Annotated in this window: 14 protein-coding genes, 3 rRNA genes and 2 pseudogenes; 15 read left to right on the top strand and 4 right to left on the bottom strand. The window is 66.4% G+C overall.

Annotated elements, in window-relative coordinates; all coding sequences use genetic code 11:
- Positions 1-6: 6 nt before the first annotated feature.
- From ACRAWC_RS11620 to ACRAWC_RS11610, 3 genes are all read left to right on the top strand, one after another.
- Positions 7-1,578 carry an MmgE/PrpD family protein gene (locus ACRAWC_RS11620; protein ID WP_431347861.1) on the top strand — a complete coding sequence of 524 codons (1,572 nt, stop codon included), beginning with the start codon at positions 7-9 and terminating at the stop codon, positions 1,576-1,578.
- Complete coding sequence (gene prpB, locus ACRAWC_RS11615; RefSeq protein ID WP_431347860.1) at positions 1,578-2,477, top strand: methylisocitrate lyase; 900 nt, start codon at positions 1,578-1,580, stop codon at positions 2,475-2,477. The genes ACRAWC_RS11620 and prpB overlap by 1 nt, the downstream gene beginning before the upstream one ends.
- Before the next feature lie 61 nt (positions 2,478-2,538).
- The gene (locus tag ACRAWC_RS11610) at positions 2,539-3,663 is read left to right on the top strand and encodes a bifunctional 2-methylcitrate synthase/citrate synthase (protein ID WP_431347859.1); all 1,125 of its coding nucleotides are present in this window, start codon (positions 2,539-2,541) and stop codon (positions 3,661-3,663) included.
- 209 nt (positions 3,664-3,872) lie between these two features.
- On the opposite strand, the gene ACRAWC_RS11605 is transcribed toward ACRAWC_RS11610, so the two are convergent.
- Positions 3,873-5,075: an acetyl-CoA C-acetyltransferase gene (locus ACRAWC_RS11605; RefSeq protein WP_431347858.1), complete on the bottom strand. Its 1,203-nt coding sequence runs from the start codon at positions 5,073-5,075 to the stop codon at positions 3,873-3,875.
- Between the two features lie 130 nt (positions 5,076-5,205).
- On the opposite strand from ACRAWC_RS11605, the gene ACRAWC_RS11600 reads away from it, so the two are divergent.
- Positions 5,206-5,958, top strand: a complete 753-nt coding sequence (locus ACRAWC_RS11600; protein ID WP_431347857.1) for a JAB domain-containing protein — start codon at positions 5,206-5,208, stop codon at positions 5,956-5,958.
- On the opposite strand, the pseudogene aspS reads toward ACRAWC_RS11600, so the two are convergent.
- Positions 5,882-7,209: pseudogene (gene aspS / locus ACRAWC_RS11595) on the bottom strand (aspartate--tRNA(Asn) ligase). The gene ACRAWC_RS11600 and the pseudogene aspS overlap by 77 nt on opposite strands.
- A 106-nt stretch (positions 7,210-7,315) precedes the next feature.
- Here aspS and ACRAWC_RS11590 point away from each other — a divergent pair.
- From ACRAWC_RS11590 to rrf, 8 genes are all read left to right on the top strand, one after another.
- Positions 7,316-8,023: a histidine phosphatase family protein gene (locus ACRAWC_RS11590; RefSeq protein ID WP_431347856.1), complete on the top strand. Its 708-nt coding sequence runs from the start codon at positions 7,316-7,318 to the stop codon at positions 8,021-8,023.
- Entirely contained in the window at positions 8,020-8,628 is a 609-nt protein-coding gene (locus ACRAWC_RS11585; protein WP_431347855.1) for a TlpA family protein disulfide reductase, read from the top strand. The genes ACRAWC_RS11590 and ACRAWC_RS11585 overlap by 4 nt, the downstream gene beginning before the upstream one ends.
- 2 nt (positions 8,629-8,630) lie before the next feature.
- On the top strand, positions 8,631-9,368 hold the full coding sequence (locus tag ACRAWC_RS11580; RefSeq protein WP_431349428.1) for a cytochrome c biogenesis CcdA family protein: 738 nt from the start codon (positions 8,631-8,633) through the stop codon (positions 9,366-9,368).
- Positions 9,352-10,977 (top strand): cytochrome c biogenesis protein ResB, encoded by a 1,626-nt coding sequence (resB, locus tag ACRAWC_RS11575; RefSeq protein WP_431347854.1) that lies wholly within the window; start codon positions 9,352-9,354, stop codon positions 10,975-10,977. The genes ACRAWC_RS11580 and resB overlap by 17 nt, the downstream gene beginning before the upstream one ends.
- Positions 10,978-10,987: 10 nt before the next feature.
- Positions 10,988-12,070, top strand: a complete 1,083-nt coding sequence (ccsB, locus tag ACRAWC_RS11570) for a c-type cytochrome biogenesis protein CcsB (protein ID WP_431347853.1) — start codon at positions 10,988-10,990, stop codon at positions 12,068-12,070.
- Positions 12,071-12,739: 669 nt separating this feature from the next.
- Positions 12,740-14,263 (top strand): 16S ribosomal RNA (locus ACRAWC_RS11565).
- 421 nt (positions 14,264-14,684) lie between these two features.
- Positions 14,685-17,798 (top strand): 23S ribosomal RNA (locus tag ACRAWC_RS11560).
- A gap of 133 nt (positions 17,799-17,931) precedes the next feature.
- Positions 17,932-18,047: ribosomal RNA gene (gene rrf, locus ACRAWC_RS11555) — 5S ribosomal RNA — on the top strand.
- Together the 16S, 23S and 5S rRNA genes form the textbook arrangement of a ribosomal RNA operon.
- A gap of 43 nt (positions 18,048-18,090) precedes the next feature.
- Here rrf and ACRAWC_RS11550 read toward each other — a convergent pair.
- Positions 18,091-19,236 (bottom strand): hypothetical protein, encoded by a 1,146-nt coding sequence (locus ACRAWC_RS11550; RefSeq protein ID WP_431347852.1) that lies wholly within the window; start codon positions 19,234-19,236, stop codon positions 18,091-18,093.
- Positions 19,237-19,413: 177 nt separating this feature from the next.
- Here ACRAWC_RS11550 and ACRAWC_RS11545 point away from each other — a divergent pair, with 177 nt between their 5' ends.
- Together ACRAWC_RS11545 and ACRAWC_RS11540 are read left to right on the top strand one after the other, a co-directional pair.
- Positions 19,414-20,301 (top strand): hypothetical protein, encoded by an 888-nt coding sequence (locus tag ACRAWC_RS11545; RefSeq protein ID WP_431347851.1) that lies wholly within the window; start codon positions 19,414-19,416, stop codon positions 20,299-20,301.
- The gene (locus ACRAWC_RS11540; RefSeq protein ID WP_431347850.1) at positions 20,276-21,295 is read left to right on the top strand and encodes an HAD-IIA family hydrolase; all 1,020 of its coding nucleotides are present in this window, start codon (positions 20,276-20,278) and stop codon (positions 21,293-21,295) included. The genes ACRAWC_RS11545 and ACRAWC_RS11540 overlap by 26 nt, the downstream gene beginning before the upstream one ends.
- A gap of 66 nt (positions 21,296-21,361) precedes the next feature.
- Here ACRAWC_RS11540 and ACRAWC_RS11535 read toward each other — a convergent pair.
- A pseudogene (locus tag ACRAWC_RS11535) lies at positions 21,362-22,353 on the bottom strand (o-succinylbenzoate synthase).
- A gap of 57 nt (positions 22,354-22,410) precedes the next feature.
- On the opposite strand from ACRAWC_RS11535, the gene ACRAWC_RS11530 reads away from it, so the two are divergent.
- A complete protein-coding gene (locus ACRAWC_RS11530) occupies positions 22,411-23,322 on the top strand; it encodes a 1,4-dihydroxy-2-naphthoyl-CoA synthase (protein WP_431347849.1) in 912 nt (303 codons plus the stop codon).
- Positions 23,323-23,516 lie beyond the last annotated feature (194 nt).

Genomic DNA, 23,516 nt, shown 5'->3' with positions numbered 1-23,516 from the left:
CGTAACGTGAAGCTCCACAACGTCCGTGTGCACAGAAGCGATGAGAATCTCGCCCGTCAGGACCAGCTCGCCTGGAAGATCGCGGAGGTCGCCGCCGACCCGGTCGAGGTCGACTCCGGGGTGGCCGACATGGTGATCAACCGCGTCATCGACAACGCGTCCGTGGCCGCCGCGTCGCTGACCCGCAGGCCGGTGGTGTCGGCCCGCTCGCAGGCGCTGGCCCACCCGCTGCCGACGGCGCAGCTCGAGGAGTTGACCGCCTCCACCGAGCACCCCCAGGACGGCTCGACCGTCTTCGGCGAGCCGCAGACGACCAGGGTCAGCCCCGAGTGGGCGGCCTGGGCGAACGGCGTCGCCGTCCGCGAGCTCGACTACCACGACACCTTCCTCGCCGCCGAGTACTCGCACCCGGGCGACAACATCCCCCCGATCACCGCCGTGGCCCAGCACGCCGCCCGTGCGTACGGACTGACCGGCCGCGACCTGGTGCGCGGCATCGCGACCGGGTACGAGATCCAGATCGACCTGGCGAAGGCGATCAGCCTGCACGCCCACAAGATCGACCACGTCGCCCACCTCGGGCCGTCCGCTGCCGCGGGCATCGGCACGTTGCTGCACCTGCCGGCCGAGACGATCTTCCAGGCCATCGGCCAGGCCCTGCACACCACCACCGCCACCCGGCAGTCGCGCAAGGGCGAGATCTCGAGCTGGAAGGCGCACGCGCCTGCGTTCGCGGGCAAGATGGCCGTCGAGGCGATCGACCGGGCCATGCGCGGCGAGACCAGCCCGACCCCGATCTACGAGGGCGAGGACGGCGTCATCGCCTGGCTGCTCGACGGTCCGAACGCATCGTACGACGTGCCGCTCCCGGAGGCAGGGGAGGCCAAGCGCGCCATCCTCGACTCCTATACCAAGGAGCACTCCGCCGAGTACCAGGCGCAGGCCTGGATCGACCTCGCCCGCAGGCTCCACAAGGAGCACCCGGAGGCCGCCGACCCCGAGCGTGTGGAGAGCATCGTCATCCACACCTCGCACCACACCCACTACGTCATCGGCTCGGGCGCGAACGACCCGCAGAAGTACGACCCGACCGCCTCGCGCGAGACGCTGGACCACAGCATCCCGTACATCTTCACCGTCGCCCTGCAGGACGGCGGCTGGCACCACGTGGAGTCCTACCTCCCGGCCCGCGCCGCCCGCCCCGACACCGTCGCACTCTGGGCCAAGGTCACCACGACCGAGGACCCGGAGTGGACTCGCCGCTACCACTCGATCGACCCGGCCGAGAAGGCGTTCGGCGGCCGCGTCGTCATCACGCTCGCCGACGGCCGTGTGATCGAGGACCAGATCGCCGTCGCCGACGCCCACCCGCTCGGCGCCCGGCCGTTCGCCCGCGCCGACTATGTCGCCAAGTTCCGCTCGCTGGCGGCCGAAGTGCTCGAGGAGGCCGAGATCGAGCGCTTCCTCGCGCTGGCCGAGCGCCTCCCCGAGCTGTCCGCCGCCGAGCTCGGCGGCCTCACCATCACCGCGCGCCCCGGCCTGCTGGCCGGCGTCCCCGCGCCGAGAGGACTGTTCTGATGCTGTACTCCACCGTTCCCGCGCACGAGAAGCGCGCGGCGTTCCGGGCGCGACTCGCGTCCGGCGAGCTGGTCAGGATGCCGGGCGCCTTCAACCCGCTGAGCGCGCGCCTCATCGAGCGCAAGGGCTTCGGGGGCGTCTACATCTCCGGCGCCGTGCTCTCCGCCGACCTCGGCCTCCCGGACATCGGGCTCACGACGCTCACCGAGGTGGCCGGCCGCTCCGCCCAGATCTCGCGGATGACCGACCTCCCGACCCTGGTCGACGCCGACACCGGCTTCGGCGAGCCGATGAACGTCGCCCGCACGGTGCAGACGCTGGAGGACGCCGGGGTCGCCGGCCTCCACATCGAGGACCAGGTGAACCCCAAGCGCTGCGGCCACCTCGACGGCAAGCAGGTCGTGGACGAGGACACCGCGCTCAAGCGCATCCGCGCAGCGGCCGACGCCCGGCGCGATCCGAACCTGCTGATCATGGCGCGCACCGACATCCGCGCCGTGGAGGGGCTGGAGGCCGCGATCGACCGGGCCAAGGCGCTGGTCGACGCGGGTGCCGACGCGATCTTCCCGGAGGCGATGGCCGACCTGTCCGAGTTCGCGGCGATCCGGTCGGCCGTCGACGTGCCGATCCTCGCCAACATGACCGAGTTCGGCAAGAGCGACCTCTTCACCGTCGACCAGCTCCGCGACATCGGCGTGAACATCGTGATCTGGCCGGTCTCGCTCCTTCGTCTGGCGATGGGGGCCGCCGAACGCGGCCTCGACCAGCTCCTGGAAGGCGGCACCCTCGAGCCGCTGCTCGGTTCGATGCAGCATCGCGCCGAACTGTACGACCTGATTGACTACGAGGGCTACAACGCGTTCGACACATCGGTGTACAACTTCGAGGTGCGCCGCTGAGCACTGCTCACAGCCGCGTCCACACCAGTCACGACCAGCACAGCAGCGAAGGAGCAGCACAATGACCGACCCCGAGATCCACAAGGGCCTCGCCGGCGTCGTGGTGGACACCACGAACATCTCGTCCGTGAACCCGCAGACCAACTCGCTGCTGTACCGCGGCTACCCGGTGCAGGAGCTCGCCGCGAAGTGCTCGTTCGAGGAGGTCGCCTGGCTGCTGTGGCACGGCGAGCTGCCGACGGCCGAGGAGCTGGCCGGGTTCCAGAAGCTGGAGCGCGGACTGCGCCGCCTGGACGACAGAACCCGCCGCGCGCTCGACGACATCCCCGTCTCGGCGCACCCGATGGACGCCCTGCGCACCGCGGTCAGCCAACTCGGCGGCCTCGACCCGACGCTGGAGCAGACCGACGGCATCCTGGATCCCGAGCTCAATCTCAGCCGCGCCATCCACCTCTTCGCCCAGCTCCCGACGATCGTCGCCTACATCCAGCGCCGCCGCCGCGGCCTGGACCCCGTGGAGTCGCGGGACGACCTCGATTACGCCGAGAACTTCCTCTGGCTGACGTTCGGCGAGGTCCCGGACGACGTGGTCGTGCACGCCTTCCGCGTCTCGCTGGTGCTGTACGCGGAGCACTCCTTCAACGCCTCGACGTTCACCGCGCGCGTCATCGCCTCCACACTGTCGGACGTCTACTCGGCCGTCACCGGTGCGATCGGCGCCCTCAAGGGGCCGCTGCACGGCGGCGCGAACGAGGCCGTCATGCACGCGTTCGACGAGATCGGCAGCGCGGACCGAGCCGAGGCGTGGCTGGACGACGCCCTCGCCGAGAAGCGCAAGATCATGGGGTTCGGCCACCGCGTCTACAAGAACGGCGACTCGCGCGTCCCGACGATGCGGGCCTCCCTGGAGGCCCTGGTCGAGCACTACGACCGCCAGGACATGCTGGACCTCTACGACGCGCTCGAGAAGGCGATGGGCGACCGCAAGAACATCAAGCCGAACCTGGACTACCCGTCCGGCCCGGCCTACAACCTGATGGGCTTCGACACCGAGACCTTCACCCCGCTTTTCGCTGCGGCCAGGGTCACCGGCTGGACCGCGCACATCTTCGAGCAGTACGCCGCCAACTCCCTCATCCGCCCGCTCTCCCTCTACACCGGCCCCGCCGAGCGCCACCTCCCCTGACCCCGCGCCCGCCGCCCCTCCCACGCAGTCAACGGAGGAGACCCGCCCCATCCCGGGCCGGATCTCCTCCGTTGACTGCTTTCCAGCCTCCCGCGACCCCGGATCTCCTCCGCTGCCAACGCCGCCCGCCGTGCACACAACGGAGGAGACCCGCCCCGGATCTCCTCCATTGACTACCTTCTCCGGCCGCGCGCGCCCTGATCTCGCTGTCACCGCCACAGCAGCAGCGCATCCCCCTGCCCGCCGCCGCCGCACAGCGCCACCGCCGCCCGTCCGGACCCGCGCCGCGCGAGCTCATGCGCCGCGTGCCCGGCCAACCGCGCCCCCGACGCCCCGATGGGATGCCCGAGCGCGATCGCGCCGCCGTGGATGTTGACCTTCTCCGGGTCCAGCTCGAGGTCGGCCGTCGACTGCAGCGCCACCGCTGCGAACGCCTCGTTGATCTCCACCAGGTCCAGATCGTCGACGCCCCAGCCGGACCGCTTCAGGGCCGCGTTGATCGCGTTCGACGGCTGCGAGTGCAGCGAGTTGTCCGGCCCGGCGACCTGTCCGCTGGCCCCGACGACCGCGAGCCACTCCAGCCCGAGTCGCTCGGCGTTCTCCCGCGACGTGAGGATGAGCGCTGCCGCTCCGTCACTCAGCGGCGACGAGTTCCCCGCGGTGAGCGTGCCGCCCTCGGCGAAGCTCGGCCGCAGCCTGGCGAGCACCTCCGCCGTCGAGTCCGGCCGCACGCCCTCGTCGGCGGACACGACGACAGGGTCGCCTTTGCGTTGCGGGATGCTGACCGGCGCGATCTCCTCGGCGAAGATGCCCGCGGCCGCCGCAGCGCCAGCGCGCTGGTGCGACGACGCGGCGAACGCGTCCTGCGCCTCCCGGGTGAGGCCGAGCTTCTCCGTGTAGCTCTCCGTCGAGGCGCCCATCGAAATCTTGTCGAACGCATCCGTCAGCCCGTCGTAGGCCGCCGTATCCAACGCTTCGAGTGAGCCGTACGTCCAGCCCTTCCGCGAGCCGGGCAGGATGTGCGGCGCGTTCGTCATGGACTCCTGGCCGCCGGCCGCGACCACCGTCGCCTCGCCGGCGCGGATGAGCCGCGCGGCGTCGATCACGGCGGCCAGCCCGGAGAGGCACACCTTGTTGATGGTCGTCGCGGGCACATCCCAGCCGATCCCGGCGCCGATGGCCGTCTGCCGGGCCGGATTCTGGCCCGCGCCGGCCTGGAGCACCTGCCCGAAGATCACCGTGTCGATGTCCGACGCCTGGAGCCCGGACTGCTCGATCGCCTTCCGCAGCGCGACGGTGCCGAGCTGCACCGCGGTCTGGCTCGCGAGCGCGCCGGTCACCTTGCCGAGCGGTGTGCGCGCGGCCGAGAGGATGACGACATCGTTCGGACGGGGTTCGGGGAGGGTGGTCATTGCGGGGCGACTCCTTCGTCTGCGGATTCTCTCCACCCATTGTCATCCACAGGTGGAGGCCGCTGGCCAGTTCTCCACAGATTGAGACGATCGGCCACGAAGCACCCCATCGGCTTCCTAGCGTGGACGCATGTCCGAGCCGGAAGAAGCAGAGGAGCCCCTTGCACATGTACCCCAGCACGACCGTCCACGGGAGCGGATGCGCCGGCTCGGCGTCGGTTCGCTCACCGACCCCGAAGTCCTCGCCCTCGTCCTCGGCTCAGGCCAGACCGGCCGCAGCGTCCTCTCCCTCGCGCGCTCCATCCTGGCCCGCTGCGGCGGATTCCCGGGGCTCGCGACGATGGACTTCGCCCGGCTCGAGACCCTGCCGGGAGTCGGTCCCGCCACCGCCGGCCGGCTCGTCGCCATCATCGAGATCTGGCGACGCGCCGGGCGGTCCTCCGCTTGGACCCGGCTGGTCGATCACGAGGCGATCGCGGAGGTCGTGCGTCCCGAGCTGCTGCACCGCGACAGCGAGCGCTTCATCGTGGTCGTCGCGGACCGTGCCGCGCGGCCGCTGGAGATCGTCCTCGTGCAGGACGGCGGTGTCGACGAGCGCTCCATCCAGCCCGCCGACATCCTCCAGGCCGTGCTCACCCGCGGCGGCCGGTCCTTCGCCGTCGCGCACAACCATCCGTCGGGATCGCTCGACCCGTCCGTGGCCGACACCGTGCTCACTCGCAGGCTCGATCAAGCCGCGGCCACCATCGGGCTCCGCTTCCTCGGCCACATCCTGGTGGCCGGCGAACAGTGGACCGCGCTCTCGGCTACGGGGTCAGTCGCGTCGGTCCGCGGAAGAGATAGGTCGTCTCGCGCAGGTTGGCGAGGTGCAGCATCAGCATGAGCACGCGCGCCAGCCCCATCCCGAACCCGCCGTGCGGGGGATGCCGTAGCGGAACGTCGCGAGCACGTCCTCCAGCTCCTCCACCGAGAGGCCCTTGTCCACCGCCTGCTCCTCGAGGATCTCGACGCGGTGCTCGCGCTGGGCGCCGGTGGAGATCTCGACCCCGTTGAAGATCAGGTCATAGCTCTTGGTGATCGACGGATCGTCTGCGTGACGCATGTGGTAGTACGGGCGGATGCTCGACGCGTAGTCCGTCAGGAAGACGAACTCGTGGCCGTAGGTCTCCTTCACGTACGCGGAGATGCGGCGCTCGCCCTCCGGGTCCATGTCGTCGTCCGCGCGCGGCACCTCATAGCCCTGCTCCGCGACGATGCGCTTGGCCTCGGCGAGCGGGATGCGCGGGAACGGCGTGGTCGGCACGGTGACCTCGACGCCGAACAGCGCCTCGATCTCCGCGCCGTGCTTCTCCTTGACCGCCGTGAAGCCGGCGACGAGGAGGTCCTCGTGCACCTTCATGACGTCCTCGTGGCTGTCGATCCAGCTCAGCTCGGTGTCGATGCTCGTGAACTCCGTCGCGTGCCGGCTGGTGAAGCTGGGGTCGGCGCGGAACGCCGGGCCGATCTCGAAGACGCGCCCGAACCCGGCCGCCTGCGCCATCTGCTTGAAGATCTGCGGGCTCTGGGCGAGGTAGGCGGTCGTCTCGAAGTACGGCAGCTCGAAGAGCTCGGCGCGCGACTCGGACGCCGACGCCATGAGCTTCGGCGTGTGGATCTCGATGAACCCGTTGTCCACCCAGTACTGGCGCATCGCGTGCTCGAGCGTGGTCTGCACCCGGAAGATCAGGTTGTGCTTCGGCTCGCGGAGGTCGAGGAAGCGCCAGTCCATGCGCTTGTCGATGCCGCTGTCGGCGGCGATCGGCGTCTCGGGGATGGCGGCCGTCTCGACTTCGAGGGTGCTCAGCTTGATCTCGATGCCGCCGAGCTTGACGCGCTCGTCGTGCTTGAGCTCGCCGGTGGCGCGCACGAACGACCCCTGCGACAGACCGGAGATGGTGGTGGCCGGCTCGTCGGCGACGACGGCGCCGTCCTCACCCACGGTGCGTGGATTGACGAGCTGCACGGCTCCGGACTCGTCGCGCAGCACGACGAACTGCACCTTCTTCTGGTCCCGGACGGTCTCGACCCATCCGGCGACGTTCACGGGGCCGTCGGGCAGGGCGGCCAGGTCTTTGATCAAAACGCGTGCGGTCACGATCGACAAGCCTACCGCCCGCTCATACCGCCGCAGAGGGCTGGCAGCAGGTCGCGCGCTCCCACGCTCAGTGAATTCAAGGCAAGGCGCTCCGTAGACTGGTGCGGTGGTAGCAAGCCAGGTACATCTCGTCCGTCACGGAGAGGTGTTCAATCCCGACGGCATCCTGTACGGCAGGCTGCCGGGTTTCGGGCTGTCCAAGCTCGGCCATCGGATGGCGCAGGCCGCCGCCGACGACCTGGTCGCCCGCTCCCGCCCGGTGTCCCTGCTGCGTATGTCGCCGCTGCAGCGCACCCGCGAGTCGATGGCGCCGATCGCGGCGGCCTTCGGTCTGGAGCCGGAGGTCGACGAGCGGATCATCGAGCCCACCAACCACTTCGAGGGCACCAACATGCGGCGCGCCCTGAAGAACCCGGTCAACTGGCCGTTCATCGTCTACCCGCCGCGACCGAGCTGGGGCGAGGCCTACACCAGCATCGAGAAGCGGATGAAAGAGGCCGTCGACGCCGCGTTCGACTCGGTCGAGTCCGGCGACGTCGTCCTGGTCAGTCACCAGCTCCCGATCTGGGTCATGCACCTCTCGGCGGCAGGGGAGCGGTTCCCGCACGACCCGCGCAAGCGGCGCTGCGCGCTCTCCAGCATCACCACCTTCGAGCGGACCACCGAGCCGGCCCCGGCTCCCCAGCCCCGTCCCGGCGAGGCGCCGGTCCCGGTCGATCCCGACGCCCCGCCCGTCGTGCGCGTGGTGGAGGTCGGCTACGTCGAGCCCGCCGGCAGCCTCATCAACGCGGCGACCGATGTGGGGGCCGTGTGACCTCCGCTCGACGCCGCCTGGCGCTCCTTCTTCCCGCAGCCGCCGCGGCCACCGCGCTCCTGCTCTCGGGCTGCACCTCCAACGACGCCCTCGCCACCCAGTACCGCTCCGGAAACGGCCAGAACTACATCGCCGGCGACGGCAGCGTGAGCGAGTACGCAGCGGCCGATCGCGGCGCTCCCGTCGCCTTCTCCGGCAAGCTCGCCGACGGCACTGCGGTGTCCTCCAAGGACTACGCAGGAAAGGTCCTCGTCGTGAACTTCTGGTACGCGGGCTGCCCGCCGTGCCGGGTGGAGGCGCCCGACCTCGAGTCGCTGTCGCAGAAGTACGCCGCGCAGGGAGTCAGCTTCCTCGGCGTCAACCTCTACGACTCCGCGAGCACCGCGGCCAGCTTCGAGCAGGACAAGGGCGTGACCTACCCGTCGGTCCTCGACCGCGACACCGGGTCCGTCCTGCTCGCCTTCAGCAAGACCGTTCCGCCCAAGGCCACGCCGACCACCATCGTGATCGACAAGCAGGGCCGCGTGGCCGCCCGCATCCTCGGCGCGATCCCGGACAAGAGCATCCTCGACTCGCTCATCTCCGACGCCGTGGCCGGGAAGTGACCGTGAACGTCGGTCAGATCGTCTTCAGCGGCCAGCTCCTGCTCGCACTTCCCATCGCTCTCCTCGCGGGCCTGGTCTCGTTCGCCTCCCCGTGCGTGCTCCCGCTCGTGCCGGGCTATCTCGCCTACGTCGGCGGGATGAGCGACCCGGGCGCCAAGCGCGACCGCAGCCGGGTCCTGACCGGCGTGGCTCTGTTCGTCCTCGGTTTCGCCGTGGTCTTCATCGCCTACGGCGCCGCGTTCGGCGCGCTCGGCCTCTGGCTCGTCCGCTGGCAGGAGGTGGTCATCCAGGTGCTCGGCGTGCTCGTCATCGTGATGGGCCTCGTCTTCATCGGGCAGTTCTCCTTCCTGCAGCGCACCTTCAAGCCGACGTGGCGTCCCGCGACCGGCCTCATCGGGGCCCCACTGCTCGGTGTCGTGTTCGGCCTCGGCTGGACCCCGTGCATCGGCCCGACCCTCGCGGCGATCAGCGCGCTCAGCGTCGGAAGCGGATCGCCGTGGCGAGGTGCGCTGCTCGGGCTCTTCTACTGCATCGGCCTCGGCATCCCGTTCCTGCTGGTCGCCCTCGGTTTCGACTGGGTCGCCGGCTCGGTGGCCTTCCTCAAACGGCACATCCGGGTCATCAACATCATCGGCGGCGCGCTCCTCGTCGTCATCGGCGTGATGATGGCGACCGGCCTGTGGACCGCCATGATGTCCCAGTTCCTGGGGGTGATCTCCGGCTTTGTCCCGGCCATCTGACCACATCGACGTCGCTCCTCCTCGGGAGGACCCGGACGTCGTCCAGCCCAAACTCGGCCCGCTCGGCTGGGTGCGCTGGGCCTGGCGCCAGCTCACGAGCATGCGCACGGCGCTGTTCCTGCTGCTCCTGCTCGCCATCGCCGCCGTCCCCGGCTCGCTGTTCCCGCAGCGCGGCGCCGACCCGAACGGCGTCACCAAGTACTTCAGCGACAACCCGCAGCTCGCGCCGGTGCTCGACAAGTTCCAGCTCTTCGACGTCTACACGTCGTTCTGGTTCTCGGCCATCTATCTGCTGCTGTTCGCCTCGCTGATCGGCTGCATCATCCCGCGCACCGCGCACCACTTCCGCGCCCTGCGGGCCCGGCCGCCCCGCACTCCCGTCCGGCTCACCCGGATGTCCGCCTTCCAGGCACGCATCCTCCCCGCCGAGCTCCGGGCCGACGCTCCGGAGCCGATCGAGGCGGCACGCCAGGTGCTGCGCCGCTCGCGCTACCGGGTGGCCCTGTACCAGGACGCGCGATCCACGTCGGTCTCGGCGGAGCGCGGATACCTCCGCGAGACCGGCAACCTCGTCTTCCACATCGCCCTGCTCGGCGTGCTGTTCGCCGTCGGCATCGGCGGAGGCTTCGGCTACACCGGCCAGAAGGTCGTCGTCGTCGGCCAGAGCTTCGTCAACAGCCTGCCGTCGTACAACTCGTTCAATCCGGGGAGGTTCTTCTCCGACGGGTCGCTCGAGCCGTTCTCGATCCGGGTCGACAGTCTGGACGTCGCGTACGAGACGAAGAACCCGAACGCCAAGGGCACCCCGCTCGACTACACCGCGAAGGTGACGACGGCCGGTCCCGGAGACGCCTCCGGGACGTCGACGATCAAGGTGAACGAGCCGCTGGCGATCGGCGGCACCAACGTCTACCTGCTCGGCAACGGGTATGCGCCGACCATCACCGTCCGCGATCCGAAGGGCAAGGTGGTGTTCAGCGACTCGGTGCCGTTCATCGCCGAGGATGCGCAGCTCACCTCGCTCGGCTGGGTCAAAGTGCCGGACGGACTCCGGGAGCAGGTCGGCATGATCGGCTTCTTCTACCCGACCGTGGGCAAGAGCGCGACCGCTGCCGGCGCCCTGACCTCGACCTTCCCCGGCCTGAACGATCCCGTCCTCAGCCTCAACGTCTACGCCGGAGACCTCGGCGTGGACACCGGCGTCCCGCAATCGGTCTACAGCCTGAACACCGACAAGATGACCCAGCTCGCGGGGCCGGGCACGAAGACCAAGGCGCTGCAGTTGAAGCCGGGCCAGACCGTCGAGCTGCCGAGCGGGCTCGGCACGATCTCGATGAGCGACGTGAAGCGCTACGCGTCGCTCGACGTGCACCACGACCCCGCCCAGGGCTGGGTGCTGCTCTTCGCGATCCTCATCCTGGGCGGCCTGCTCACGTCGCTCTTCGTGCCGCGCCGCCGCATCTGGGTCAAGGCCGTCGAGAACCCCGACGGCTCGCTGACCCTGGAGTACGCTGGCCTCGCCCGTGGTGAGGACCCCAACCTCCTCGCGGCTGTGACCGCCGTAGCCGACGAGCACACCGCACTCCTCACCCGAACCCCGACGAATTAGGCTTGCACTCGTGACCGAAACCCTGTCCCAGTTGTCCACGGTCTTCATCTATGTGGCGATGGGGTTCTACGCGGCCGCGTTCATCGCGTTCGCGCTCGACCTCGCGCGCAGAGGAGCCCGAGCCACGGCCGCCGAGGCCGCGGTCGTCCCGAGCGCCGTCGCGCGCAGGGCGGAGGTCGCCCAACCGGTGGGAGCGACCGCCGCACGGATCTCCGCGTCCGGCGGAGGGGTCGAAGCGCCTCCAGCGACGCCGCCGTCGTCCGCGCTCGGCCGGCTGTCCTCCCGGATCAGCACACGACTCGAGGACGACGTGATGAACGGCGCCGCCTCGTCGGCGTCGATCAAGTGGGCGTTCGGCCTCACCATCGTGGGCTGGGGCGTCCACCTGATCGCGACGGTCCTCCGCGGCATCGCGGCGGACCGGGTGCCGTGGGCCAACATGTGGGAGTTCTCGATGACCGGCACGCTGGTCATCGTCGGGGTCTTCCTGGTGGCGAACCTCAAGTGGGACATCAAGTACCTCGGCACGTTCATCATCGGCCTGGTGCTGGTGCTCCAGGGGATCGCGTTGCTCCGGTACTTCGTCCCGGTGGTTCCGCTGCAACCGGCGCTGCAGTCGTACTGGCTGGTGATCCACATCATCGTCGCCGTGCTGGGCACGGCGTTCTTCGCGCTCGGCTTCGCGCTGTCGGGGCTCCAGCTCTTGCAGTACCGGCGCGAACGCCAGATCGAGGAGTCGCGACCGCAGCAGTTCCGGTTCCTTGCGACCCTTCCCAGCGCCGCCGCTCTGGAGAACCTGGCGTACCGGATCAACATCGTCGGCTTCATCGCCTGGACCTTCACGCTGATCGCCGGAGCCATCTGGGCCGAGAAGGCGTGGGGTCGGTACTGGGGCTGGGACACCAAGGAAGTCTGGACGTTCATCATCTGGGTCATCTACGCCGGCTACATCCACGCGCGGGCGACCCGCGGCTGGCGCGGATCGCGTTCCGCGTGGCTCGCGATCATCGGCTTCGCCGCGGTGCTCTTCAACTTCGGCGTCGTCAACGTGTTCTTCCACGGACTGCACGCCTACTCCGGGCTCGGATCCTGATCGGATTTCGCCCTTCCGCACGACGCGGTCGCCCCTCCGGGCGGCCGCGTTTGTGCGTTCCTGGGGCCGACTTCCGCGGAATCACGCGGATCTCGGCCTGCGACACGCCCGGGATGTCCGCGGAATTTGCGACGCCCCGGAGGCCTGCGTAAAGTACTTACTTGTCACCCCAAAGGTGCGGGAGAGCGGAAGAGCTCCCCGGCCTCAAGCAGGACCGAATCCTTAGCCTAGCGGCAAAACTCAACTTGAAAGAGTTGCTTTGCTGCGCTTAGGATTAACACCCCACTCACTGAGCAGGTCTAACCGGTTCGGGTCGTGTAAATCGGATGTATCCCACGATGGATGAACGAAAGAGCGCGAAACGGCCGACTTGACAAACTGACTGAGAGTGGTAAGGTAGAGAAGTTGCCTCACAGAGAAGCCCGAGAGGGTTGAAGGTGAGAGCGTCCGATCCTTGAGAACTCAACAGCGTGCACAATGTCAAATGCCAAAAACCTCGGCATTGACTCGAAGACCTCGGTCTGAAAGTCGATGCATGAGATTCCTTTGGATTAGAAACAGAATGTCAGTAGATATTCGAAACTAGTCAAGACAAACTCGCGGGAGACGAGATATTTCCTCTCTGACCCCGCACTATGTTTCCAGTCGCTTGCGACTCGGAGCTAAACATTTATGGAGAGTTTGATCCTGGCTCAGGACGAACGCTGGCGGCGTGCTTAACACATGCAAGTCGAACGATGAACCTGGAGCTTGCTCTAGGGGATTAGTGGCGAACGGGTGAGTAACACGTGAGTAACCTGCCCTTGACTCTGGGATAACCTCCGGAAACGGAAGCTAATACCGGATATGACGCACGGAGGCATCTCCTGTGCGTGGAAAGAACTTCGGTCAAGGATGGACTCGCGGCCTATCAGGTAGTTGGTGAGGTAACGGCCCACCAAGCCTACGACGGGTAGCCGGCCTGAGAGGGTGACCGGCCACACTGGGACTGAGACACGGCCCAGACTCCTACGGGAGGCAGCAGTGGGGAATATTGCACAATGGGCGCAAGCCTGATGCAGCAACGCCGCGTGAGGGATGACGGCCTTCGGGTTGTAAACCTCTTTTAGTAGGGAAGAAGCGAAAGTGACGGTACCTGCAGAAAAAGCACCGGCTAACTACGTGCCAGCAGCCGCGGTAATACGTAGGGTGCGAGCGTTGTCCGGAATTATTGGGCGTAAAGAGCTCGTAGGCGGTCTGTCGCGTCTGCTGTGAAAACCCGAGGCTCAACCTCGGGCCTGCAGTGGGTACGGGCAGACTAGAGTGCGGTAGGGGAGAATGGAATTCCTGGTGTAGCGGTGGAATGCGCAGATATCAGGAGGAACACCGATGGCGAAGGCAGTTCTCTGGGCCGTAACTGACGCTGAGGAGCGAAAGCGTGGGGAGCGAACAGGATTAGATACCCTGGTAGTCCACGCCGTAAACGTTGGGCGCTAGATGTGGGGACCATTCCACGGTTTCCGTGTCGCAGCTAACGCATTAAGCGCCCCGCCTGGGGAGTACGGCCGCAAGGCTAAAACTCAAAGGAATTGACGGGGGCCCGCACAAGCGGCGGAGCATGCGGATTAATTCGATGCAACGCGAAGAACCTTACCAAGGCTTGACATATACGAGAACGGGCCAGAAATGGTCAACTCTTTGGACACTCGTAAACAGGTGGTGCATGGTTGTCGTCAGCTCGTGTCGTGAGATGTTGGGTTAAGTCCCGCAACGAGCGCAACCCTCGTTCTATGTTGCCAGCGCGTAATGGCGGGAACTCATAGGAGACTGCCGGGGTCAACTCGGAGGAAGGTGGGGATGACGTCAAATCATCATGCCCCTTATGTCTTGGGCTTCACGCATGCTACAATGGCCGGTACAAAGGGCTGCAATACCGTAAGGTGGAGCGAATCCCAAAAAGCCGGTCTCAGTTCGGATTGAGGTCTGCAACTCGACCTCATGAAGTCGGAGTCGCTAGTAATCGCAGATCAGCAACGCTGCGGTGAATACGTTCCCGGGCCTTGTACACACCGCCCGTCAAGTCATGAAAGTCGGTAACACCCGAAGCCAGTGGCCCAACCCTTGTGGAGGGAGCTGTCGAAGGTGGGATCGGTGATTAGGACTAAGTCGTAACAAGGTAGCCGTACCGGAAGGTGCGGCTGGATCACCTCCTTTCTAAGGAGCATCTGGCACCCTCGGGTGTCCAGGCGCCGGATCTGAGCGAACGTCTCAGCCGGTTAGCTCATGGGTGGAACATTGACATTGGTGCGGAGCCGAATGGCTCGAACTCAGTACGTCCCTCGGGATAGGAAAAGTTCGGACCCGGAAGCCCTGCACATGCACGCTGTTGGGTCCTGAGGGACCGGGCCTCATCCAATCGGATGGGAACTGGACCTCTGGACCTTTTCTGGTCGGCCATAACTGGGCCGGCGGAGAAGGTACCGCCCGTACTTTGAGAACTACACAGTGGACGCGAGCATCTTAGATTCGAACCTTCGGGTTCGAATCACATAGATCACAGTACTTATGTACTGATAGATCATTGGTCAATCTGCTCATCTTCGGATGAGTCGATCGATTCTATAAACTCATGTGATTTCAAATTTCTAAGAGCAAACGGTGGATGCCTTGGCATCTGGAGCCGAAGAAGGACGTAGTAATCTGCGATAAGCCTCGGGGAGCTGATAAACGAGCTTTGATCCGAGGATCTCCGAATGGGGAAACCCCGCTGGGCCCGCAAGGTGACCCAGTGACTCCCGCCTGAATATATAGGGCGGGTAGAGGGAACGTGGGGAAGTGAAACATCTCAGTACCCACAGGAAGAGAAAGCAAAAGCGATTCCGTTAGTAGTGGCGAGCGAAACCGGAAGAGGCTAAACCGATCATGTGTGATAGCCGGCAGGCGTTGCATGGTCGGGGTTGCGGGACTTTTCAGCAGCTTCTGCCGAACTGCAAGCGTTACAAAGGATCATAGGCGAATGGTATTGAAAGGCCAGTCATAGAGGGTGCCAACCCCGTAGCCGAAATGGTCCAATGGCGCGAAGAGTATCCCAAGTAGCACGGGGCCCGAGAAATCCCGTGTGAATCTGTCAGGACCACCTGATAAGCCTAAATACTCCCAGATGACCGATAGCGGACAAGTACCGTGAGGGAAAGGTGAAAAGTACCCCGGGAGGGGAGTGAAATAGTACCTGAAACCGTTTGCTTACAAACCGTTGGAGCCTCCTTGTAGGGGTGACAGCGTGCCTTTTGAAGAATGAGCCTGCGAGTTAGCGATATGTGGCGAGGTTAACCCGTGAGGGGTAGCCGTAGCGAAAGCGAGTCTGAATAGGGCGATTCAGTCGCATGTCCTAGACCCGAAGCGAAGTGATCTATCCATGGCCAGGTTGAAGCGACGGTAAGACGTCGTGGAGGACCGAACCCACTTAGGTTGAAAACTGAGGGGATGAGCTGTGGATAGGGGTGAAAGGCCAATCAAACTTCGTGATAGCTGGTTCTCTCCGAAATGCATTTAGGTGCAGCGTTGCGTGTTTCTTGCCGGAGGTAGAGCTACTGGATGGCCGATGGGCCCCAAAAGGTTACTGACGTCAGCCAAACTCCGAATGCCGGTAAGTGAGAGCGCAGCAGTGAGACGGTGGGGGATAAGCTTCATCGTCGAGAGGGAAACAACCCAGACCACCAACTAAGGTCCCTAAGCGCGTGCTAAGTGGGAAAGGATGTGGAGTTGCACAGACAACCAGGAGGTTGGCTTAGAAGCAGCCACCCTTGAAAGAGTGCGTAATAGCTCACTGGTCAAGTGATTCCGCGCCGACAATGTAACGGGGCTCAAGCACGCCACCGAAGTTGTGGCATTGACATTATTGGTAGGCCTTCGTGGTCCAGCCGTGTTGATGGGTAGGAGAGCGTCGTGTGGCGAGTGAAGCGGCGGTGTAAACCAGCCGTGGACGCCACACGAGTGAGAATGCAGGCATGAGTAGCGAAAGACGGGTGAGAAACCCGTCCTCCGAAAGACCAAGGGTTCCAGGGCCAGGCTAATCCGCCCTGGGTAAGTCGGGACCTAAGGCGAGGCCGACAGGCGTAGTCGATGGACAACGGGTTGATATTCCCGTACCGGCGAAGAACCGCCCAAGCTAATCCAGTGGTGCTAAGAGTCCTAATCCTGGACACGGATCCCTTCGGGGTGAAGGTCCGGGCCTAACGCTCGACCCCATGCTGGTGCGGCTAGCGTATTAACAGGTGTGACGCAGGAAGGTAGCCCAGCCGGGCGATGGTTGTCCCGGTGTAAGTGTGTAAGCCGAGAGATAGGCAAATCCGTCTCTCACATAGGCCCAGGCACGATGCGTAGTCTTCATTGACGAAATGGGTGATCCTATGCTGCCGAGAAAAGCATCGACGCGAGGTTCAAGCCGCCCGTACCCCAAACCGACTCAGGTGGTCAGGTAGAGAATACTAAGGAGATCGAGAGAATCGTGGTTAAGGAACTCGGCAAAATGCCCCCGTAACTTCGGGAGAAGGGGGGCCTGAGGCGTGAACGGACTTGCTCCGGGAGCGTTTGAAGGCCGCAGAGACCAGTGGGAAGCGACTGTTTACTAAAAACACAGGTCCGTGCCAAGTCGCAAGACGATGTATACGGACTGACGCCTGCCCGGTGCTGGAAGGTTAAGAGGAAGGGTTAGCTTCGGCGAAGCTCAGAATTTAAGCCCCAGTAAACGGCGGTGGTAACTATAACCATCCTAAGGTAGCGAAATTCCTTGTCGGGTAAGTTCCGACCTGCACGAATGGCGTAACGACTTCCCAGCTGTCTCAACCGCGAACTCGGCGAAATTGCACTACGAGTAAAGATGCTCGTTACGCGCAGCAGGACGGAAAGACCCCGTGACCTTTACTACAGCTTGGTATTGGTGTTCGGTGTGGCTTGTGTAGGATAGGTGGGAGACTTTGAAGCGGGCACGCCAGTGTTCGTGGAGTCATTGTTGAAATACCACTCTGGTCACTCTGGATATCTAACTTAGAACCGTAATCCGGTTCAGGGACAGTGCCTGGTGGGTAGTTTAACTGGGGCGGTTGCCTCCCAAAAAGTAACGGAGGCGCCCAAAGGTTCCCTCAACCTGGTTGGCAATCAGGTGTCGAGTGTAAGTGCACAAGGGAGCTTGACTGTGAGACTGACAAGTCGAGCAGGGACGAAAGTCGGGACTAGTGATCCGGCAGTGGCTTGTGGAAGCGCTGTCGCTCAACGGATAAAAGGTACCTCGGGGATAACAGGCTGATCTTGCCCAAGAGTCCATATCGACGGCATGGTTTGGCACCTCGATGTCGGCTCGTCGCATCCTGGGGCTGGAGTAGGTCCCAAGGGTTGGGCTGTTCGCCCATTAAAGCGGTACGCGAGCTGGGTTTAGAACGTCGTGAGACAGTTCGGTCCCTATCCGCTGCGCGCGTAGGAAATTTGAGAGGATCTGACCCTAGTACGAGAGGACCGGGTTGGACGAACCTCTGGTGTGCCAGTTGTTCCGCCAGGAGCACCGCTGGTTAGCTACGTTCGGGATGGATAACCGCTGAAAGCATCTAAGCGGGAAGCCGGCCTCAAGATGAGATTTCCATGCCTTCGGGCGAGAGGCTCCCAGCTAGACTACTGGGTTGATAGGCCGGATGTGGAAGTGGGGACTAAAGACCCATGGAGCTGACCGGTACTAATAAGCCGATAATTTGATAATCACTACTCTCATGTCGTTGTAAGGCTGGCATGAGGGGAAAGAGATTGCCCGCGTCCACTATGTGGTTCTCGATGTACGGTCGAGAACTGATTCAAGCGAAGCTTGATCGTTCACTTTGATACATCAATAGTGTTTCGGCGGCCATAGCGAGAGGGAAACGCCCGGTTACATTCCGAACCCGGAAGCTAAGACTCTCTGCGCCGATGGTACTGCAGGGGGACCCTGTGGGAGAGTAGGACACCGCCGGACTTCTTTGTGAGATGGCCACCCAGTGATGGGTGGCCATTTCGCGTTAACGGCACTTTTTCGCGCGGGCGGTTCCCAGCGCGATCCACGCACATATGCTGGGCGGAAACCCCGGCACCCGACAGGAGAAGTCGTGAGCGATACACCGGCAGACGACGACAGGACGTCCGCCTCGAGCGGCAGCGACCGCGGTCGAGGCTCCGGTCGCCCACGCAACGGCGCGGGCCGCGATGGCGACCGCTCCGGCGGCGCTCCGCGACGCGACTCCGGTCAGGGCTACGGCCGTGCCGGTGACGGTGGTGACCGCAGGGGCGAGTCCGGCGGCTCTTCGCGCGCAGGTGGTCCGAGCCGGCCGAGGGATGGCCAGTGGGGTCGCGACGGTCAGCGCGGCGGAGCCCAGCGCAGTGACGCGCAGGGTCGCGGGGCACACACGCGTGACGGCGACAGCCGTGGTGGCCAGCGCCGCGACGACCAGGCCCGTGGTGGTCAGTACCGTGACGACCAGGCCCGTGGTGGTCAGTACCGTGACGGCCAGGGTCGTGACGGCCAGGCGCGTGGTGGTCAGTACCGTGACGGTCAGCGCCGCGACGGTGACAGCCGTGGTGGTCAGTACCGTGACGGCCAGGGTCGTGACGGCCAGGCCCGTGGTGGTCAGTACCGTGACGGTCAGCGCCGCGACGGCCAGAGTGGCGGCGGTCAGTGGAACCGCGAAGGTCAGCGTCGAGACGGCCAGGGCGGCGGCGGTCAGTGGAATCGTGGCGGCCATGGCCGCGACGATCAGGGCCGTGACGGTCAGCGTCGTGACGCACAGTGGAACCGCGATGGTCAGCGTCGAGACGGCCAGAGTGGCGGCGGTCAGTGGAACCGCGAAGGTCAGCGCCGCGACGGCCAGGGCGGTGGCGGTCAGTGGAACCGTGACGGGGCGAGCCGTAGCCCTCAGGGCAGCGGCGGCCAGCGCCGTGACGGTCAGCGCGGTTACGGCCAGGGTCGTGACGGACAGCGCCGCGACGGACAGCGCCGTGACGGCCAGGGCCGCGAGGGTCAGTGGAACCGGGACGGCCAGGGCCGCGACGGGCAGCAGGCTCGAGGCGGTCAGCGTGGCGGTTCCTGGGACGCGACGCGTTCGCGTGACGGGGCAGGATCCCGCGGTTTCGCCGGCGGCCGCGACGGCTCCGGTTCCCGGGGTGGACAAGGCTCGCACGGTGGCCGCGACGGCCGCGCCTCCGGCGCCGGTGGGTCGAGAGGTTACGGTCGCTCGGACGACAAGCTGTGGACGAGGGACGGCGCTCCCGCGCGCGGTGATCGCGCCGCCCGGGAGCACGAGTACGAGCTGGACGCCGAGGCGGCGCTCGCTCGCGAACTCCGGTCGGTGCGTCCGCGCCACGACGACCCCGACCTCCCCGCGGATGTCGAGGCGCGCGACCTGCCGAAGGAAGCCCGCGTCGAGCTGAAGACGCTCAGCAAGGACAACGCCGACTGGGTCGCACAGCACCTGGTCATGGCCGGGCGCCTGATCGACAGCGACCCCGAGCTCGCGCACCTTCACGCCTTGTCGGCCGCGCGCCGTGCCGGGCGCATCGGCGTCGTGCGCGAGACCCTCGCCATCACCGCCTACGCGACCGGCGACTTCGCGCTCGCGCTGCGCGAGCTGCGCACCTACCGCCGGATCACCGGCTCCAACGACCAGATCGCGCTCATGGTCGATAGCGAGCGTGGGGTCGGCAGGCCCGATCGCGCGCTCGAGCTGGGGCGGTCGATCGACCGCGGCGCACTGCCGTCCGACGTCCAGGTCGCGCTGGCGATCGCCATGTCCGGCGCCCGGTTGGATCTGGGACAGGAGGAGGCCGCACTGGCCGAGCTGGAGATCCCGCAACTCGACCCGAACCGTGCCTTCACCTGGAGCTCGGACCTCTTCCACGCCTACGCCGAAGTGCTCGAAGCCCTCGGCCGCGACGCGGAGTCGGCGACCTGGCGCGAGCGTGCCGAACGTGCGGAGCTCGCGCTCGAGGAGGCCCACGCCGACGCGGAGCTCGAGACCGTCCACGTCATCGAGGAGGAGTTCGAGCCGGCCGTGGTGATGGACGACCTCGGCCCGCTGGAAGCGGATGAGGCGGACGACGAGTTCACCGACGCCCTGCCGGCCCCGGACGAGGCTGCGCTCGATGAGACGACCGGTGAAGGCGCCGCGCCGGAGAACGCGAACGACGAGACCACGGAGGACGAGCCGCACGATGGCGCTGTTTCGACGGACGAGTGAGACTGTGACGCCGCTGACCGGTGTCGATCTGGTGCTGGCCGATCTCGACGGGGTCGTCTACACGGGACCGAACGCCATCCCGCATGCGGTCGACAGCCTGAACGACGTGGCTGAAACCGTCAGGGTTGGTTACATCACCAACAACGCGTCGCGCACCGACGCGTCCGTGGCGGCGCACCTGAACGAGCTCGGGCTCCACGTCGAGCCGCGGGACGTGGTCACCTCACCCCAGGCCGCCGTGCGGCTGCTGAGCCAGCACGTTCCCGCGGGGTCCACGATCCTCGTCGTCGGCGGCGACGGACTGGAGGACGAGGTCCAGAAGGGCGGGTTCTCCGTCACGCGCTCGGCCGATGACGACCCGGCCGCGGTCATCCAGGGCTTCTCGCCCGACATCGGCTGGGCGCAGCTCGCGGAGGCGTCGTTCGCTCTGCAGGGGCGCACCGACAGCGAGCGTCCGTGGATCGCGACGAACACGGACTGGACCATCCCCGTCGAGCGCGGCATCGCGCCGGGCAACGGGACGCTGGTCTCCGCCGTCCACACTGCCGCCGGCCGGCTCCCGCTCGTCGCGGGGAAACCGGAGGTCGCGATCTTCGAGGAGGCCATCGCGCGGTTCCACGCGACCAAGCCGCTCTTCATCGGCGACCGGCTCGACACCGACATCCTCGGCGCCAACCGCGCGGGGATCGACTCGGTCCTCGTGCTCACCGGGATCGACCGCGCCAAGCAGCTCCTCGCGGCGGACGCAGAGTCGCGGCCGACCTACATCCTGGGTGACCTGCGCGGGCTGGGCGAGCCGTATCCGACGGCGAAGACCGGGAAGAACGGCGCGGTCACGGTCGGCACATCGACCGTCGCCATCGACGGCAACGACGTCCGCATCCTCAGCGAGGGCGACGATGAGCTCGACCTGCTCCGGGCGGCGTGCCGCGCGATCTGGGATTCGGGCCGCGCGATCTACGGCCTCGAGGTGCCGGAGCGGCTGTACGGCTGACGCGTCCGGCATGTACGGCGGCCCCGCCTATCGAATCGGGCGACCCGGCCCTCCGGCGGACCGCCGTCAGAGCGCTGCCGCGTGCTCCACGATCCGATGACAGCGGCGTACGCGGTCGAGCCACCAGTCCCTGCGCTCGTCCGGCGCGGCAAGGCGGTCGAGCTGCGCGGTCGACACCCGAGGGCGGATGACGGGGATCGCACCGTCCACCGGCACGAGCGGCGTCTCCGCGACATCGTCCTCGAACAGCGCGACGGTGCCGAGACCGCAATCGAACTCCAGGTCGGGCACCGCCGCGGCGAGGTGGGCGCCCATCGCGATGCCGACCGAAGTGTCCAGCGCGCTGGAGACGACGACCGGGAGGCCGGCCTCCGCCACGATCCGCAGCGCCGAGTGGATGCCTCCGAGCGGCTGAGCCTTGATGACGAGCAGGTCCGCGGCTCCGGCGCGCGCGACTTCCAGCGGATCGCTCGCCTTGCGCACGCTTTCGTCGGCGGCGATCGGGATGTCCATGTAGCGCGTGCGCCGGCGGATCTCGGCGAGCTCCTCCACGGTCGCGCAGGGCTGCTCGACGTATTCGAGGTCGAACGGCGCGAGCGCGTGGATGGCGTGCTCGGCCTCGTCCACGTTCCACAGGGCGTTCGCGTCGACGCGGACGCGGCCTTCCGGACCGAGGCGCTCGCGGACCGCCCGGACGCGGGCCACATCGTCGGCGAGGGTCTGGCCGGGCTCGGCGACCTTCACCTTGGCGGTGCGCGCTCCCGGATACCGGTCGAGGACGGCAGGCACGTCGGCCGCCGCCACGGCCGGTACGGTGGCGTTGACGGGGATCGTGTCCCGCAGAATCGCGGGGGCGCCACGCCAGCCGAAGTCGATCGCGGCGTGCAGCCAGGCGGCGGCCTCCTGGTCGTCGTACTCGACGAAGGGGAGAACTCGGTCCAGCCCTCGGGACCCTCGAAGAGGACCGCCTCGCGGACGGTGATACCGCGGAACCGCGATCGCATCGGGAGCCGGACGACGCGGGCTGTCCCTAACAGGTCGGCGAGTTCGGGCAGCATTCCACCAGTTTGGCACGCGACCCGATTTCATAGTGGGCCCGACCGTAGGCTTGTGGCATGGCTTCGGCAGTATCAGACCTCTTCGACCCAGCGGTGTGGACGGACGTCCCCGGATTCGGGGAGCTCACGGACATCACCTACCACCACGACGTGAGCGGGCGCATCGCGCGGATCGCGTTCGACCGCCCCGAGGTGCGCAACGCCTTCCGCCCGCACACTGTCGACGAACTGTATGCGGCACTGGAGGACGCCCGCACGAACCCGCGGATCGGCGTCGTGCTCCTGACAGGCAACGGGCCGAGCCCGAAGGACGGCGGTTGGGCGTTCTGCTCGGGGGGCGATCAGCGCATCCGCGGCCGGGACGGATACAAGTACGCCGAGGGTGAGACGGCGTCCGGCATCGACGCCGCGCGCGGTGGCCGGCTGCACATCCTCGAGGTGCAGCGGCTGATCCGGTTCATGCCCAAGGTCGTCATCGCTGTCGTCCCCGGGTGGGCGGCGGGCGGCGGTCACTCGCTCCACGTGGTGTGCGACCTCTCCATCGCGAGTGCCGAGCACGGGAAGTTCAAGCAGACCGACGCGGACGTCGGGTCGTTCGACGCCGGTTACGGGAGCGCGTACTTCGCGCGACAGGTCGGTCAGAAGTTCGGCCGTGAGGTGTTCTTCCTGGCCCGCGAGTACTCGGCGCAGCGCGCGTACGAGATGGGTGCGGTGAACGCGGTCGTTCCGCATGCCGAGCTGGAGGCGACGGCGGTCGACTGGGCGCGGGAGATCCTGACGAAGTCGCCCACGGCGATCCGGATGCTCAAGTTCGCCTTCAACGCGGTTGATGACGGGATGGTCGGGCAGCAGGTGTTCGCGGGGGAGGCGACGCGGCTGGCGTACGGGACCGACGAGGCGGTGGAGGGGCGCGACGCGTTCCTCGAGAAGCGGGAGCCCGACTGGTCGCCCTTCCCGTGGCAGTACTGAACGGGTGCGGATGACCGGCGGGTTCGCGATGTATTCAGTGGTGGGCGCCAGGTGACACGACAGTATCGTGTGGTCGACGCACGCCGGACGGGGAGCTCTTCGCCGCGCTGAGGGAGGCGCTGACCGAGGGCGGGGCGGCGGTCGTTCCGCGGAACGGAAGCGGCGAGGGAGCAGGTCCCGGTCGGAACGGGACG

The organism is Leifsonia sp. L25, assembly GCF_050632895.1.
Note: the sequence above shows the minus strand (reverse complement) of the source record. Positions and strands in the feature narration are given on the sequence as shown.

What these genes read in the sequence shown, in the direction of transcription:
- ACRAWC_RS11600 (WP_431347857.1), top strand. Translation starts at nt 5,206, where the DNA reads ATGTCCGAGCCGGAAGAAGCAGAGGAGCCCCTTGCACATGTACCCCAG.
- ACRAWC_RS11610 (WP_431347859.1), top strand. Translation starts at nt 2,539, where the DNA reads ATGACCGACCCCGAGATCCACAAGGGCCTCGCCGGCGTCGTGGTGGAC.
- ACRAWC_RS11530 (WP_431347849.1), top strand. Translation starts at nt 22,411, where the DNA reads ATGGCTTCGGCAGTATCAGACCTCTTCGACCCAGCGGTGTGGACGGAC.
- ACRAWC_RS11540 (WP_431347850.1), top strand. Translation starts at nt 20,276, where the DNA reads ATGGCGCTGTTTCGACGGACGAGTGAGACTGTGACGCCGCTGACCGGT.
- prpB (WP_431347860.1), top strand. Translation starts at nt 1,578, where the DNA reads ATGCTGTACTCCACCGTTCCCGCGCACGAGAAGCGCGCGGCGTTCCGG.
- ACRAWC_RS11605 (WP_431347858.1), bottom strand. Translation starts at nt 5,075, where the DNA reads ATGACCACCCTCCCCGAACCCCGTCCGAACGATGTCGTCATCCTCTCG.